The organism is Enterobacter sp. Sphag1F (assembly GCF_014193275.1).
Classification (GTDB): Bacteria; Pseudomonadota; Gammaproteobacteria; order Enterobacterales; family Enterobacteriaceae; genus Pantoea; species Pantoea symbiotica.
This window is the reverse complement of the sequence record NZ_JACHZD010000001.1, coordinates 895,443-909,515: the sequence shown is the minus strand read 5'-3', so window position 1 is coordinate 909,515 and position 14,073 is coordinate 895,443. Positions and strand designations below refer to the sequence as shown.

14 protein-coding genes are annotated in these 14,073 nt (G+C 52.0%); 8 read left to right on the top strand and 6 right to left on the bottom strand.

Going from position 1 to position 14,073, the window contains the following annotated elements:
• Window positions 1-162: 162 nt before the first annotated feature.
• Window positions 163-804 (top strand): glutathione transferase, encoded by a 642-nt coding sequence (yfcF, locus tag FHW71_RS04075; RefSeq protein ID WP_179450020.1) that lies wholly within the window; start codon window positions 163-165, stop codon window positions 802-804.
• Between the two features lie 111 nt (window positions 805-915).
• Complete coding sequence (yfcD, locus tag FHW71_RS04070; protein WP_007889295.1) at window positions 916-1,461, top strand: NUDIX hydrolase YfcD; 546 nt, start codon at window positions 916-918, stop codon at window positions 1,459-1,461.
• A gap of 43 nt (window positions 1,462-1,504) precedes the next feature.
• On the opposite strand, the gene FHW71_RS04065 is transcribed toward yfcD, so the two are convergent.
• The 3 genes from FHW71_RS04065 to ackA form a co-directional block, all read right to left on the bottom strand.
• Window positions 1,505-2,764: a 4-aminobutyrate--2-oxoglutarate transaminase gene (locus FHW71_RS04065; RefSeq protein ID WP_179450022.1), complete on the bottom strand. Its 1,260-nt coding sequence runs from the start codon at window positions 2,762-2,764 to the stop codon at window positions 1,505-1,507.
• A 128-nt stretch (window positions 2,765-2,892) separates the two neighbouring features.
• Window positions 2,893-5,037 carry a phosphate acetyltransferase gene (gene pta, locus FHW71_RS04060; RefSeq protein WP_008105167.1) on the bottom strand — a complete coding sequence of 715 codons (2,145 nt, stop codon included), beginning with the start codon at window positions 5,035-5,037 and terminating at the stop codon, window positions 2,893-2,895.
• A 73-nt stretch (window positions 5,038-5,110) separates the two neighbouring features.
• Window positions 5,111-6,313, bottom strand: coding sequence for an acetate kinase (ackA, locus tag FHW71_RS04055; RefSeq protein WP_179450024.1), 1,203 nt, complete (start codon window positions 6,311-6,313; stop codon window positions 5,111-5,113).
• 338 nt (window positions 6,314-6,651) lie between these two features.
• On the opposite strand from ackA, the gene yfbV reads away from it, so the two are divergent.
• From yfbV to FHW71_RS04040, 3 genes are all read left to right on the top strand, one after another.
• Window positions 6,652-7,104, top strand: coding sequence for a terminus macrodomain insulation protein YfbV (gene yfbV / locus FHW71_RS04050; RefSeq protein ID WP_008105162.1), 453 nt, complete (start codon window positions 6,652-6,654; stop codon window positions 7,102-7,104).
• 150 nt (window positions 7,105-7,254) lie between these two features.
• Window positions 7,255-7,749, top strand: a complete 495-nt coding sequence (locus tag FHW71_RS04045; protein WP_008105160.1) for a YfbU family protein — start codon at window positions 7,255-7,257, stop codon at window positions 7,747-7,749.
• A gap of 14 nt (window positions 7,750-7,763) precedes the next feature.
• On the top strand, window positions 7,764-8,423 hold the full coding sequence (locus tag FHW71_RS04040; protein WP_061717842.1) for a sugar phosphatase: 660 nt from the start codon (window positions 7,764-7,766) through the stop codon (window positions 8,421-8,423).
• Between the two features lie 27 nt (window positions 8,424-8,450).
• Here FHW71_RS04040 and yfbR read toward each other — a convergent pair whose 3' ends face one another.
• The 3 genes from yfbR to FHW71_RS04025 form a co-directional block, all read right to left on the bottom strand.
• Window positions 8,451-9,050, bottom strand: a complete 600-nt coding sequence (yfbR, locus tag FHW71_RS04035; protein WP_008105157.1) for a 5'-deoxynucleotidase — start codon at window positions 9,048-9,050, stop codon at window positions 8,451-8,453.
• Between the two features lie 70 nt (window positions 9,051-9,120).
• Window positions 9,121-10,338: a pyridoxal phosphate-dependent aminotransferase gene (locus FHW71_RS04030; protein ID WP_008105154.1), complete on the bottom strand. Its 1,218-nt coding sequence runs from the start codon at window positions 10,336-10,338 to the stop codon at window positions 9,121-9,123.
• Window positions 10,322-10,510, bottom strand: a complete 189-nt coding sequence (locus tag FHW71_RS04025; RefSeq protein ID WP_139221411.1) for a hypothetical protein — start codon at window positions 10,508-10,510, stop codon at window positions 10,322-10,324. Before FHW71_RS04025 ends, FHW71_RS04030 begins: the two co-directional genes overlap by 17 nt.
• A 796-nt stretch (window positions 10,511-11,306) precedes the next feature.
• Between FHW71_RS04025 and lrhA the strand changes: the two genes are divergently transcribed.
• The 3 genes from lrhA (at window position 11,307) to FHW71_RS04010 (ending at window position 14,030) form a co-directional block, all read left to right on the top strand.
• Entirely contained in the window at window positions 11,307-12,230 is a 924-nt protein-coding gene (gene lrhA, locus FHW71_RS04020) for a transcriptional regulator LrhA (protein ID WP_007889314.1), read from the top strand.
• Window positions 12,231-12,890: 660 nt separating this feature from the next.
• Complete coding sequence (locus FHW71_RS04015) at window positions 12,891-13,334, top strand: NADH-quinone oxidoreductase subunit A (protein WP_007889316.1); 444 nt, start codon at window positions 12,891-12,893, stop codon at window positions 13,332-13,334.
• A gap of 15 nt (window positions 13,335-13,349) precedes the next feature.
• Window positions 13,350-14,030: an NADH-quinone oxidoreductase subunit B gene (locus FHW71_RS04010; RefSeq protein ID WP_008105151.1), complete on the top strand. Its 681-nt coding sequence runs from the start codon at window positions 13,350-13,352 to the stop codon at window positions 14,028-14,030.
• Window positions 14,031-14,073: the final 43 nt, after the last annotated feature.

Genomic DNA, 14,073 nt, shown 5'->3' with positions numbered 1-14,073 from the left:
AGAAGAGAAGCGTGCGCGCGGCGTGACTCGGCTTACGCTTATGAAGAAAAAGGAAAAGTCAGCGCTGGTCTTAGCAGCTAAAGATCCGACCAGCGCACCATTGCCTTAACAAATAAAAATCGGTAAACATGATGCACACCTGACGCTTTCCTGAGGCAGCCAATGAATTATCCAACCATTACCTTGTGGTCAGATTCCTGCTTTTTCAGTCCTTACGCCATGTCGGTTTATGTTGCGCTAACCGAGAAGGGCATTCCCTTCACCCTGAAGCGCGTCGATTTATCGCAGAATGCGCAGTGGGATGAGGAATACCGCGCGCTGTCGCTGACCTGCCGCGTGCCTACGCTGCAAATCGATGATGTGCTGTTGACGGAATCTTCAGCGATTGCCGAGTATCTGGAAGAGCGCTTTCCGGCGCCAGAGTTCGAGCGGCTTTATCCGCGCGATCGCGAGAAACGCGCGCATGCGCGCGAAGTGCAGGCGTGGCTGCGCAGTGATTTGATAGCGCTGCGCTCCGAGCGTCCCACCGAAGTGTTGTTCGCCGGCGAACGCTTTGCGCCGCTTACGCCAGCGGGTGAGCAAGCCGCTAATAAACTCATTGCTGCGGTGCAGCGCCTTTTACCTGACGGACAGCAAAATCTGTTTGGCGAATGGTCGATTGCGGATACCGATTTAGCCGTGATGATTAATCGTCTGGCGCTGCACGGCGATGCGCTGCCAGTGAAGCTACAGCACTATGCTGAGTTCCAGTGGCAGCGTGCTTCGGTGCAACTTTGGTTAGCGGAATCGGGTAAAACACGCTGAGCACGATGCGCCTTGCGATGGCGAAAAGAACGCTTTACCTTACCGCCTATTCTAATAAAGCATGGCAAACAGGCGCGTGCTGGGCACGCCGAAAACAGAAAAGGGTTACGGATGGTGGATCAAACGGCAGGTGACGGTATCGAGTGGGTTGATATCGTTAACGAAGAGAACGAAGTCATTGCGCAGGCCAGCCGTGCGCAGATGCGTGCGCAGTGTCTGCGTCATCGCGCGACCTATATTGTGGTGCACGATGGCATGGGCAAAATTCTGGTACAGCGTCGCACTGAAATCAAAGACTTCATGCCGGGTATGCTGGATGCCACTGCCGGTGGCGTGGTGCAGAGCGGGGAAGACCTGCTGGAATCTGCACGTCGTGAAGCGGAAGAGGAGTTGGGTATTGCGGCCGTTCCGTTCGCCGAGCACGGACAGTTCTACTTTGAAGATCAGCATTGCCGCGTATGGGGCGGGCTGTTCAGCTGCGTTTCCCATGGTCCGTTTGCCATGCAGGAAGAGGAAGTAGACGAGATCTTCTGGATGACGCCGGAAGAGATCACCGCGCGCTGTGACGAGTTCACCGATGATTCGCTTAAGGCGTTGTCACTGTGGCTGAGCCGTAACAGCGATGCCGCACGTCGTAAACAGAGCAGCGAAGCATAATCATGCCGTAGGGTCGCCATTTATGGCGACCTTATACACATTGTTAATGTTCCCGCAGAATACCCGTCAACAGCGCCAAAGCATCCTCGAACTGCGCATCCGGAATGGTCAGCGGATAAAGGAAGCGAATCACGTTGCCGTACACGCCGCAGGTTAGCAGAATCAAACCTTGCTCCAGCGCCTGCTGCTGAATAGCTCTGGCAATCTCCGCCGACGGTTTACCCGCCGCATCATTAAATTCTGCCGCTATCATCGAACCGTATCCGCGTATCTCCGCCAGCGCTTTACAATCCGCACGCTGTAATGCCTGTTTTAATCGGCTGCCTAATTGATTGGCGCGGCTGCACAGCGCTTCCTCTTCGATGATCTCTAACACCGCCAGCGCCGCCGCAATCGCCGGTGGACTGCCAGCATAGGTTCCGCCCAGGCCGCCAGGCTCAGGCGCGTCCATGACTTCCGCGCGTCCCGACACCGCCGAGAGCGGGAAGCCACCGGCCAGACTTTTAGCCATGGTAATAAGATCGGGCTGCACGGCGTAATAGTCGCTGGCGAACAGCTTGCCGGTGCGCGCAAAACCGCTCTGAATCTCATCGGCGATCAGCAGAATGCCGTGACGATCGCATAACTCACGCAGTGCAACGACAAACTCTGGCGGCGCAATGTAGAAACCGCCTTCGCCCTGAATCGGTTCAAAGATAATGGTCGCCACCTGCTGCGGGCTGATATCGCTGCGGAAAATCGCTTCCAGGCTATCGAGCGCATCACTAACTGTGACGTTGTGCAGCGCGTTGGGATAGCGCGCGTGAAATACCGGGCTGGCGAAGGGGCCGAAGCCGGTTTTATACGGCACCACTTTACCGGTTAGCGACATTGTCATATTGGTGCGGCCGTGAAACGCGCCGGTGAAGGCGATGATGCCGGGACGACCGGTGGCCGCGCGCGCAATTTTGACCGCGTTTTCGACCGCTTCTGCACCGGTTGAGAAAAAGGTGGTTTTCACCGCGCCGTTAATCGGTACCAACGCATTTAGCCGCTCAGCGAGATGAATGTAGTTCTCATAAGGGATAATTTGAAATGCGGTGTGGGTAAAACATTCAAGCTGCTGTTGCACCGCCGCCATCACTTTCGGGTGACGATGCCCGGTGTTAAGCACCGCGATGCCTGCGGCAAAATCGGTGTATTCGCGGCCATGCTGATCCCACACCGTGGCATTCTCGGCTTTCACCGCATAGAAATCACACATCACGCCTACGCCGCGCGGCGTGGCTTGTAAACGACGGCTGTGCACATCACTGTTGCTCATTATTCACCTCGCAATTAGCGGCAGACTTCAATCAGTGTTAGCGCAGCGCAGGGTTTATGCCAGTGAAGTGCAGGGCAAAAAAAAAGCACGCACCGAAGTGCATGCTTTTTTGCCGGGCCGGGAAGGGATTAGCCTTCGGCCTGCTGGGATTGAATCGCCGTCAATGCGATGGTGTAGACGATGTCATCCACCAGTGCGCCGCGTGACAGATCGTTCACCGGCTTACGCATGCCTTGCAGCATCGGCCCGATGGAGATCAGGTCAGCAGAACGCTGTACCGCTTTGTAAGTGGTGTTACCGGTGTTCAGATCCGGGAAGATGAACACGGTAGCACGACCGGCAACCGCAGAGTTTGGCGCTTTGGATTTGGCGACGTCTTCCATAATCGCGGCGTCGTACTGCAGCGGACCATCGATCACCAGGTCCGGACGTTTTTCCTGCGCGATGCGCGTGGCTTCTCGCACTTTCTCAACGTCGCTACCGGCACCGGAGTTACCGGTTGAGTAGGAGATCATCGCGACGCGTGGATCGATACCGAAGGCTTTGGCTGAATCGGCAGACTGAATCGCGATTTCTGCCAGCTGTTCTGGATTAGGATCCGGGTTGATGGCGCAGTCGCCATACACCAGAACCTGCTCTGGCAGCAGCATGAAGAACACCGACGACACCAGCGAGCTGTTTGGCGCGGTTTTGATCAGCTGCAGCGGTGGACGAATGGTGTTCGCCGTGGTGTGAACCGCGCCGGATACCAGACCGTCAACTTCGCCGCTCTCCAGCATCATGGTGCCCAGCACCACGTTGTCTTCCAGTTGCTCCTGCGCCACCACTTCGGTCATGCCTTTGCTCTTACGCAGCTCAACCAGACGCGGCACATAGTTTTCGCGTACCACTTCTGGATCCACGATCACGATGCCTTTGCCGAGTTCAACGCCCTGCGCAGCCGCAACACGCTGAATCTCTTCCGGGTTGCCGAGCAGCACACAGGTGGCGATGCCGCGTTCGGCGCAAATCGCCGCCGCTTTGACGGTACGCGGCTCGTCACCTTCTGGCAGCACGATGCGTTTGCCGGCTTTGCGCGCCAGCTCGGTGAGCTGGTAGCGGAATGCCGGTGGAGACAGGCGACGGCTGCGCTCTGAAGTTGCAGTCAGCGATTCCACCCAATCTTCATTGATGAAGCTGGCCACGTACTCCTGCACTTTTTCGATGCGTTGCGTATCGTCAGTCGGCACTTCGAGGTTGAAGCTCTGCAGGCTGAGTGACGTCTGCCAGGTGTTGGTTTTCACCATAAATACTGGCAGGCCGGTCTGGAACGCACGTTCGCACAGGCGTGCGATTGGCGCTTCAATCTGATATCCACCGGTCAACAGCACAGCACCGATTTCAACGCCGTTCATCGCGGCCAGACAGGCGGCGACCAGCACATCAGGACGATCTGCTGAAGTCACCAGCAGTGAACCCGGACGGAAGTGCTCCAGCATGTGCGGAATGCTACGCGCACAGAAGGTCACGGATTTCACACGGCGCGTCTGGATTTCACCTTCGTTGATGATATCGGCGTTCAGGTGACGGCACATGTCGATGGCGCGGGTAGCAATCAGGTCAAAGCTCCACGGCACACAACCCAGTACCGGCAGCGGGCTGTTGGCAAACAGCTGCTTAGGATCGATGTTGGCGATGCTGGCTTTAGTGGAATCATCGAAAATCTCTGACAGATCCGGGCGCGTACGGCCTTGCTCATCCACCGGCGCATTCAGTTTGTTGATGATCACGCCAGTGATGTTTTTGTTCTTGCTGCCGCCAAAGCTGCTTTGCGTCAGCTCGATACGCTCTTTCAGCTGCGCCGGAGAATCGTTGCCCAGCGACATCACGAAGACGATTTCTGCATTCAGGGTTTTGGCGATTTCATAGTTCAGCGCAGAGGCGAACTGATGTTTACGCGTAGGAACCAGGCCTTCTACCAGCACCACTTCCGCGTCTTTGGCGTTCGCGTGGTAGTTGGCAATGATCTCTTCCATCAGCACGTCTTGCTGGTTAGAACCAAGAAGCGACTCAACGCGTGACATCTGCAGCGGTTCAGCGGCAGGAATCGCGGAGCTTTTACGGATAATGCTGGTGGTTTGGTCTGGCGCATCGCCGCCCGCACGTGGCTGGGCAATGGGCTTGAATACGCTCAGGCGCACGCCTTTGCGCTCCATGGCACGGATCACGCCGAGGCTGACGCTGGTCAGACCGACGCTGGTACCGGTAGGAATGAGCATAATTGTACGTGACACGATAGAAACCTCTCAGGTGTTGCAGACTGTCTAAAACAACTCCGTCAGCCTAAGCTGACGGAGAGAAGTATTTTTAAGCGGTGAGACGCGCGGCGTCTTGAGCAATCACCAACTCTTCGTTGGTTGGGATCACCACGGCCGGGCGTGTACCTTCTTTGTTGATGAAGCCAGAGTTGCCGAAGCGTGCCGCCAGGTTGCGCTCGTGATCGACTTCGAAGCCGAGTAGGCCCAGTTTCTGCAGCGCCAGCTCGCGTACCATCGCGGCGTTTTCACCGATACCGCCGGTGAAGACCACGGCGTCCAGACGGCCTTCCATCAGCGCGGTGTAGCTGCCGATGTACTTCGCCAGACGGTGGCAGAACACATCCATCGCACGCTTGGCATCTTCTTTGGTGGCGTAGTTGTCTTCCACATAGCGGCAGTCGCTGGTGACTTCGGTCAGACCCAGCAGACCAGACTCTTTGGTCAGCAGCTTGTTGATGGAATCAACGCTCATGCCCAGGGAATCATGCAGGAAGAAGATAATGGCCGGATCGATGTCACCGCTGCGGGTGCCCATCACCAAACCTTCCAGTGGTGTCAGGCCCATTGAGGTATCAACACACTGGCCGTTGCGAATAGCAGAAACAGAACCGCCATTGCCGAGGTGGCAAGTGATGATGTTCAGTTCGCTAACCGGTTTGTTCAGCATTTTCGCGGCTTCCTGCGTCACATAGTAGTGGCTGGTGCCGTGTGCGCCGTAGCGACGAACGCCGTGCTCTTTATACAATTTGTACGGTAGAGCATAGAGATAGGACTCTTCCGGCATTGTCTGATGGAATGCGGTGTCAAAAACCGCCACATTTTTATCGGAAAGATGCGGGAAGTTTTTCAGCGCTTCATCTATACCGATTAGATGCGCAGGGTTATGCAGTGGCGCAAAAGAAGAGGCGTCTTTGATGCCCTGAATAACAGATTCGTCGATGATGACCGATTTGGTCAGCTGCTCGCCGCCGTGAACAATACGATGGCCGATTGCAGCGATTTGTGCCGAAAGCTCTGGTTTTTGTGCCAGAATAGTTTTAACCATGAAGTTCAGTGCTTCGCTGTGTGCCGCACCCGCGCCAAGCTGAGCTTCTTGTTTGCTGCCGTCCAGTTTCCACTTAATGCGTGCTTCCGGTAAGTGGAAGCATTCAGCCAGACCGGACAGATATTCGTCGCCGGTAACAGGGTTAAGGATGGCAAACTTAAGTGAAGAACTGCCGCAGTTCAGAACCAGAACTAACTTCGTCGACATGGAAGTACCTATTTTGTTAAATAGTGGCTAAAAAAAACGCAATCAGACTAACAGCGTAGCCCATGAAAGCTGGTAGGTTAATGATAAACATCATGTGCTAGTCAAAATTTCACTGACATGCAAAAAATTTTGGTGATTTTACGCTTATTTTTGATAAGCACTTAGCGAAACATGGCTCTGGCCGCTCTTTTATTGAGCTAAAGCTTCCGGTAATGTTACTGAAACGGCGTCAGAATACTCACTGTCACCCGCAAAGACAAAAACTTTTGAAGGATGTCACGTAAAGTTGTGTAGTTATCGGTTTATTTTAAATATTGCAGATTTAGTTGAGGTCTATCATGGCGAATGAGACAGACAATCCCGGCTGGTTCGGCTTGTTCCAGCGCGGACAGCGATACATGAAGACCTGGCCTACAGACAAGCGCCTGGCGCCGGTGTTTCCTGAAAATCGCGTGGTCAATGCAACCCGCTTTGCCATTCGTTTTATGCCGCCGCTGGCGATTTTCACGCTGACGTGGCAAATCGCGATGGGTGGACAACTCGGCCCTGCGATTGCAACTGCGCTGTTTGCCTGCAGCCTGCCGATGCAAGGATTGTGGTGGTTGGGGAAACGTTCTGTGACGCCGTTGCCGCCGACGTTGCTGCAGTGGTTTCATGAAGTGCGCACCAAGCTGGAAGAAGCGGGGCAGGCGATAGCACCGGTTGATGGTAAGCCGACATATCAGTCACTCGCCGAAGTGTTGAAACGTGCCTTTAAGCAGCTTGATCGCACTTTCCTCGACGATCTTTGATCTGCTGACGCTTTTACCTGCCAGAGAATTTGAGCCAAATCCCGGTTCAAATCAAAGAAAAGTGGTGCGGACATACACGCATCACTCTCCTTGTGTAATCATTTCTTCATTGTTTAAATCTTAAGCGGCCTGCTGGCCCGGGAGAAAACCATGGAAATGACCCACGCACAACGACTGATCCTCTCCAATCAATACAAAATGATGGCGATGCTTGAGCCGGATAACGCTGAGCGCTATCGTCGTTATCAAACCATTATTGAACGCGGCTATGGCTTGCAGTTACGCGAGCTCGACAAAGAGTTCGGCGAGTTAACGGAAGCGACCTGTCGCCTGCTCATCGATATTATGGAAATGCACCATGCGCTGCATGTTTCCTGGTCGAACCTCAAAGATGGCAGCGCGATTGACGAGCGTCGCCTGGCGTTTCTTGGTTTTGATGCGGCCACCGAAGCGCGCTATCTCGGCTACGTGCGCTTTATGGTGAATGTTGAAGGGCGCTATACCCACTTTGATTCCGGCACCCACGGCTTCAATGCTCAAACGCCGATGTGGGAAAAATACCAACGCATGTTAACGGTGTGGCACACTTGTCCGCGTCAATATCATCTCAGCGCGAATGAGATCGCGCAGATTATCAATGCCTGAATAAGGAGCGATGCGTGAAGTACAGGGGTTTTCTGTTTGATTTAGACGGTACGCTGGTGGATTCATTGCCTGCAGTGATTCGCGCATGGTCACTGTGGGGCGAGCGCCATGGTTTGTCGGCGGAAGAAGTCCTGAGCTATATACACGGGAAGCCTGCCATCAATTCGTTGCGCCATTTCATGGCAGGGCAATCTGAAGAGGCGATTCAGGCGGAATTTCTCTGGCTTGAACGTCTCGAAGCGGAAGACACGCAAGGCGTACAGGCGATTCCGGGCGCGTTAGCGTTACTGTCAACGTTGAATGAGTTGCAGATCCCGTGGGCGATTGTAACCTCGGGTTCGATTCCGGTCGCCCACGCGCGCCATAAAGCCGCAAATCTACCGATGCCAAAAGTGTTTATTACCGCTGAGAATATCAAGCGCGGTAAGCCTAATCCCGAACCTTACCTGCTGGGTGCTGAGCGTTTGGGGCTTTCAGCTACGCATTGCGTGGTAGTTGAGGATGCGCCTGCGGGCATTATTTCTGGTTTGGATGCAGGCAGTGCGGTGATCGCCATGAATGCGCCAGCCGATGCCCCACGCCTTAATGAAGTGGCCTACCGCGTTGCAACGCTTGAACCGGTAAACGTCACCAAATTTGATAACGGCGAGTTTACTCTTTCTATCACCGCATAAAGTAACGGGCCGTTCCGGCCCGTTTTTTTACAGCGGCGTATCTTGTGATATTTCATCCAGCGACAGGCTAAAGCTGGGAATAAACACCTCAACAAAATAATCCATTTCCGGTGAACGGCGCTGCGTAAGGGTTTTTTCCAGGCGTGCTTTGGCTAGCAGAAACTCGTTATTACCTGCCGACAACTCTTCCAGACACTTCACGTAGGCGCAAAGTGCATCCGCTTGCTTCACCACGGATTGCTCACTTTCGGTATGCAAATGTTCATCAATCAGCGGACGATAAGCGTCCTGCAGTTCGGGCGGCAGCATATCAATGAGCTTCTGCTGCGCAATCTTCTCGATCTTTTTGTATTCGTGGGCAATCTGCGCGTTGTAATACTTCACTGGCGTCGGTAAATCTCCGGTCAGCACTTCGCTGGCATCGTGATAGAGCGCCAGCATGGCAATGCGCTCGGCATTGAGGTTGCCGTTAAATTTTTTGTTTTTGATGATGGCGAGCGCGTGAGCAACCATCGCCACCTGCAAGCTATGCTCGGAGACGTTTTCAGTGCGTACATTGCGCATCAATGGCCAGCGATTGATCAGTTTAAGACGGGAAAGGTGGGCGAAAAAATGGCTACGAGTCATGGACGGTTCCTGTTCGCACGGCGGGGAAGATATCTTTTCCCCGAAATGCGAACAGTATACGCGTCACAATTTACTGGCGATACCCTTGTAAGAAACGACCAAACTTGCTGACGGCCATTTCCAGATCGTCCACGCGTGGTAGTGTAACAATGCGTACGTGATCCGGCCACGGCCAGTTGAACGCGGTGCCCTGAACCAACAGCACTTTCTCTTGCAGCAGGAAATCCAGCACCATCTTTTGATCGTCAAAGATGTTGAATTTCTTGGCATCAATACGCGGGAACATGTACAGCGCACCTTGCGGCTTCACACAACTGACGCCAGGAATATCATTAATTAATTCCCACGCACGCTGGCGCTGTTCATACAAGCGCCCGCCGGGCGCGATAAATTCGCTAATACTTTGATAACCACCCAGCGCGGTCTGAATCGCATGTTGTGCCGGAACGTTGGCACACAGGCGCATCGACGCCAGCATCTCCAGTCCTTCAATGTAACCTTTTGCATGTTTCTTCGGACCGTTCAAAACCATCCAGCCCTGACGGAAGCCCGCCACGCGATAGGTTTTCGACAAGCCGTTAAAGGTCACGGTCAGCAGATCGGGAGCCAGCGCAGCAATTGAATGATGTTGTGCTTCGTCGTAGAGAATCTTGTCGTAGATTTCATCGGCGAAAATAATCAGATTGTGCTGGCGCGCAATTTCAACAATCTCAAGTAACAACTCTTTGCTGTAAACCGCGCCGGTCGGGTTATTCGGGTTAATAATGACAATGCCACGCGTACGCGGGGTGATCTTGCTACGAATGTCATCCAGGTCAGGGAACCAACCCGCTGATTCATCACACAGATAATGCACTGCTTTGCCGCTCGACAGCGAAACAGCGGCGGTCCACAGCGGATAATCCGGTGCAGGCACCAGCATTTCATCGCCGCTGTTGAGCAATGCCTGCATCGCTTGCACAATCAGTTCAGATACGCCGTTACCAATATAGATGTCTTCAACGGTGACATCGCGCATGTCACGTGCCTGGTAATGCTGCATGATCGCTTTACGCGCTGAATACAGCCCTTTCGAGTCGCAATAACCTTGCGAGCTCGGCAGATTGCGAATGACATCCACCAGGATTTCATCAGGTGCTTCAAAACCGAATGGGGCAGGGTTGCCGATGTTCAGTTTGAGAACTTTGTTGCCTTCTTCTTCGAGACGTTTAGCTTCTTTCAGTACCGGCCCACGGATGTCATAACAGACATTTTCCAGCTTGCCGGATTTATCAATTTGAAAATTCATTTTTACCGCCTTTACGGGCAGAGTCCTTTAACCTGCCACCAAAAATCAAACTTGCCCAATTTACTCTTCTCACCTTAACAAAAGAAGGGTAGCGCTTGGTTTTGGCGCGTTTGCCATTTTTTCTCTCGCCATATGGCGTAAAAGTCATTGAAAATCTATTAATCTGGTTCATTAATCCACTAATGCGAAAAAAAGTGAGATTAAAAACTGGTAAGGTGGGCTGGACGTGTAAATGCCTTCTTCCATCGCCACAGGAGACTATTCAGAAATTTTTCAGTCACTATTGGTGCAAAAAAAGAATAGCGACCTAACGAAATAGTTAAGTGATTCTTGTTAGATGGCGAAAAAATGTCTGGCAATGATTAAGCTCTGGCTGGCGTCTTAAAATGAAGTGCATTCTTATTCACTTATCAAGGGCGAGATTAAGCGTCAGTAACGGACCTAATATCGTGTAAAACAGTCTTAAAATAGCATTTGCACTGTCACTTTAACGCTGATGCTCAAGATTCAGAACCTGGGGGGCTTAAAAAAAGAGCAGCGTTATGGCAGGATCTGTGCGGAAAGGCTTTTGGTCAAAAATTGCGATGTTTTGAACAAAAACATTTCCATTTATAACGTAAAAATGATTAAGTATAATTTATTATTTGATGCACTTTATCGCTTCGCATCTACATAACATGATGTTATTTCTTTTTAACCCGCAGGGACTTTACGCGGGATACATAGACAACTACGCAGCTTCCAGCACCTGTACGACATACGTTTTCGGCCCAGAAGTTCTGCTGTCTATAATGACGACGCTGCTCTGATCTCAGAGTGGTGCGATCGTCGGCATCCGCCTGACAAAATTTTTTCATGGCAGCTCCACACAGGGCTGTCATTAAGCACCATTGCCTCTTATCTCTTTGATAAGTCGGGTAATACACCAGGGTAGTAGTTTTAAAAAATCTTATAAGTGAAGAAAAAACATGACTAATGCAAATCGTCCGATACTGAATCTCGACCTCGATCTGCTGCGTACATTTGTTGCCGTTGCCGATCTGAACACTTTTGCAGCAGCCGCTGCCGCCGTGTGCAGAACGCAGTCAGCAGTGAGCCAGCAGATGCAACGTCTGGAACAATTGGTAGGTAAAGAGCTGTTTGCCAGACATGGACGTAATAAATTGCTGACGGAGCATGGCATTCAACTGCTGGGTTACGCCAGGAAAATCCTTCGTTTTAATGACGAAGCTTGCACCTCTTTAATGTACAGCAACATCCAGGGCGTTCTGACCATTGGCGCTTCAGATGATACCTCAGATACCATTCTGCCGTTCCTGCTTAACCGCGTAACGTCGGTCTATCCGAAGCTGGCCATTGATGTGCGTGTTAAGCGCAACCCGTTCATGATGGAAATGCTTAATCAAGGTGAAGTCGATCTGGTTGTGACGACGTCCAGCCCAGGAAACTTTACTCATCAGGTACTGCGTACTTCGCCAACGTTGTGGTACTGCGCGGCAGATTATATCTTCCAGCGCGGGGAAGCCATTCCTTTGGTCCTGCTGGATGAGCCAAGCCCGTATCGCGATATGGCGATTGATCACCTCAACGAAGCTGGCATTCCGTGGCGCATCTCGTATGTTGCTTCTACACTGGCTGCCGTTCGTGCGGCGGTTAAAGCTGGCTTGGGTGTGACAGCGCGTCCAGTCGAGATGATGAGCCCAGAATTGCGAGTGATGGGCGCTGCAGAAGGTTTGCCAGTGCTGCCGGATACCCAATATCTGCTGTGCCGTAATCCAGACAGCGATAACGAACTGGCGTTGGCCATCTTCAATGCCATGCAGTCTACCAATGATCCTTACAATCTGAGCGCTAATCCAGACGGTACTTTGCTGCTGGATGACGAAGAGTAAGGGTTACAGTTGCTGGTAATTCCTCGCAAATGGAATACCAGTTAATTGTTAAAACGTATAAAAATGGGCCTTAGCGTGGTAATTACCGGCTAAGGCTTTTTTTTTACCATTCTAGTTGCCGCTTTAAATGTAATTCCCTCGACTTTATTTCAATCTCATTCTTAAAAATGAAACGTGTTCCATTTTTATCTATTTTGGAATGGTTTTATCAATTCGTGCCAACTTTACCAGGGCATTTGTTCATCCACTTCGCTGTTTTTTGCAGCATAAAACCCAGTTATGTGCTTTAGATCAAAAAAATACCCCTGATAAGGGGGGGGAATCTCGGGCGAGACCTGTCAAAATATGATTGTTAAATGCACGATCCACGCATGTGAATACCCGCTACACTAAAATTAACCTCACAAACTGAAGCGATTTAGCTGGCGCTTCGAGGGTTGAATGTTAATAATATGATGCAGCTGTAAAATAATGTTTGGATACTTTTGTCAAAGTTGACAAAAGGTTATAGAAAGGAGTAAAAACCCCTATAAAATTGCTGCTTTATTGCTAATGACAGCAAAATTTATAAGGTTTTTTATCCTTCCCTTGAATCGATGTGGTGTGTTTGCTGCAACAGAGCAGGATGCCATCACCACTTTTGATGAGTAAGCAAAGAGTATGTCGACAACTACAGAAGTGATCGCTCATCACTGGGCATTTATTGTTTTTATCGTTATCGCATTCGGCCTGTGTGCCTTTATGTTGACCGGTGGCTGGTTGTTAGGTGGTCGTGCGCGTGCACGACACAAGGACACTCCGTTCGAATCGGGTATTGAGTCGGTCGGTGACACTCATATTCGCCTCTCTGCAAAATTCTATCTGGTTGCGATGTTCTTCGTCATATTCGACGTCGAAGCCCTCTATTTATACGCATGGTCGACGTCCATTCGCGAAAGCGGTTGGGTCGGCTTTGTCGAAGCCGCAATTTTCATTTTGGTGCTCTTGGCAGGCCTGGTTTATCTGGTGCGCATCGGTGCGCTGGATTGGGCTCCTGCGCGTCGTCGCGTAGTGGTCAAATCTGTCCCGGTCAGTCACAGCCACACCAACCCTCATAAGCAGTAAAAGCGAGGCAATAAGATGGACTACACGCTGACACGCGTAGACCCGAACGGGGGCGGCGATAACGATCGTTATCCTCTGCAGAAACAGGAAACGGTTACCGATCCGCTGGAACAACATGTTCACCGCAGCGTCTACATGGGCAAGCTCGAGCATGCCCTGCATGACATGGTGAACTGGGGTCGTAAAAACTCTCTCTGGCCGTATAACTTCGGCCTTTCCTGTTGCTACGTGGAAATGACCACATCCTTTACCGCGGTGCACGACGTGGCACGTTTTGGTGCTGAAGTTATGCGCGCCTCGCCACGTCAGGCTGACTTCATGGTGATCGCCGGTACGCCATTTACCAAAATGGCACCGGTTATTCAGCGTTTATATGACCAAATGCTGGAGCCTAAATGGGTGATTTCCATGGGCGCTTGCGCTAACTCGGGTGGCATGTACGACATTTACTCGGTGGTGCAGGGCGTGGATAAATTCCTGCCGGTTGACGTTTACATTCCTGGCTGCCCGCCGCGCCCAGAAGCGTATATGCAGGCTTTATTGCTGCTGCGTGAGTCGATTGGCAAAGAGCGTCGTCCACTGTCTTGGGTGGTAGGTGATCAGGGTGTTTATCGCGCCAACATGCAGCCAGAGCGTGAAAGAAAGCGTGGCGAGCGTATTGCCGTCACCAATCTGAGATCGCCAGACGAAGTTTAAGCTTCCCGTACACGGATGGAGCCACGGCCACAGCAGAACATCA

What these genes read in the sequence shown, in the direction of transcription:
- FHW71_RS04030 (WP_008105154.1), bottom strand. Translation starts at nt 10,338, where the DNA reads ATGAATTTTCAAATTGATAAATCCGGCAAGCTGGAAAATGTCTGTTAT.
- FHW71_RS04065 (WP_179450022.1), bottom strand. Translation starts at nt 2,764, where the DNA reads ATGAGCAACAGTGATGTGCACAGCCGTCGTTTACAAGCCACGCCGCGC.
- yfcD (WP_007889295.1), top strand. Translation starts at nt 916, where the DNA reads ATGGTGGATCAAACGGCAGGTGACGGTATCGAGTGGGTTGATATCGTT.
- FHW71_RS04015 (WP_007889316.1), top strand. Translation starts at nt 12,891, where the DNA reads ATGTCGACAACTACAGAAGTGATCGCTCATCACTGGGCATTTATTGTT.
- yfbV (WP_008105162.1), top strand. Translation starts at nt 6,652, where the DNA reads ATGGCGAATGAGACAGACAATCCCGGCTGGTTCGGCTTGTTCCAGCGC.
- lrhA (WP_007889314.1), top strand. Translation starts at nt 11,307, where the DNA reads ATGACTAATGCAAATCGTCCGATACTGAATCTCGACCTCGATCTGCTG.
- yfcF (WP_179450020.1), top strand. Translation starts at nt 163, where the DNA reads ATGAATTATCCAACCATTACCTTGTGGTCAGATTCCTGCTTTTTCAGT.
- yfbR (WP_008105157.1), bottom strand. Translation starts at nt 9,050, where the DNA reads ATGACTCGTAGCCATTTTTTCGCCCACCTTTCCCGTCTTAAACTGATC.
- FHW71_RS04045 (WP_008105160.1), top strand. Translation starts at nt 7,255, where the DNA reads ATGGAAATGACCCACGCACAACGACTGATCCTCTCCAATCAATACAAA.
- FHW71_RS04025 (WP_139221411.1), bottom strand. Translation starts at nt 10,510, where the DNA reads ATGAACCAGATTAATAGATTTTCAATGACTTTTACGCCATATGGCGAG.
- FHW71_RS04010 (WP_008105151.1), top strand. Translation starts at nt 13,350, where the DNA reads ATGGACTACACGCTGACACGCGTAGACCCGAACGGGGGCGGCGATAAC.
- ackA (WP_179450024.1), bottom strand. Translation starts at nt 6,313, where the DNA reads ATGTCGACGAAGTTAGTTCTGGTTCTGAACTGCGGCAGTTCTTCACTT.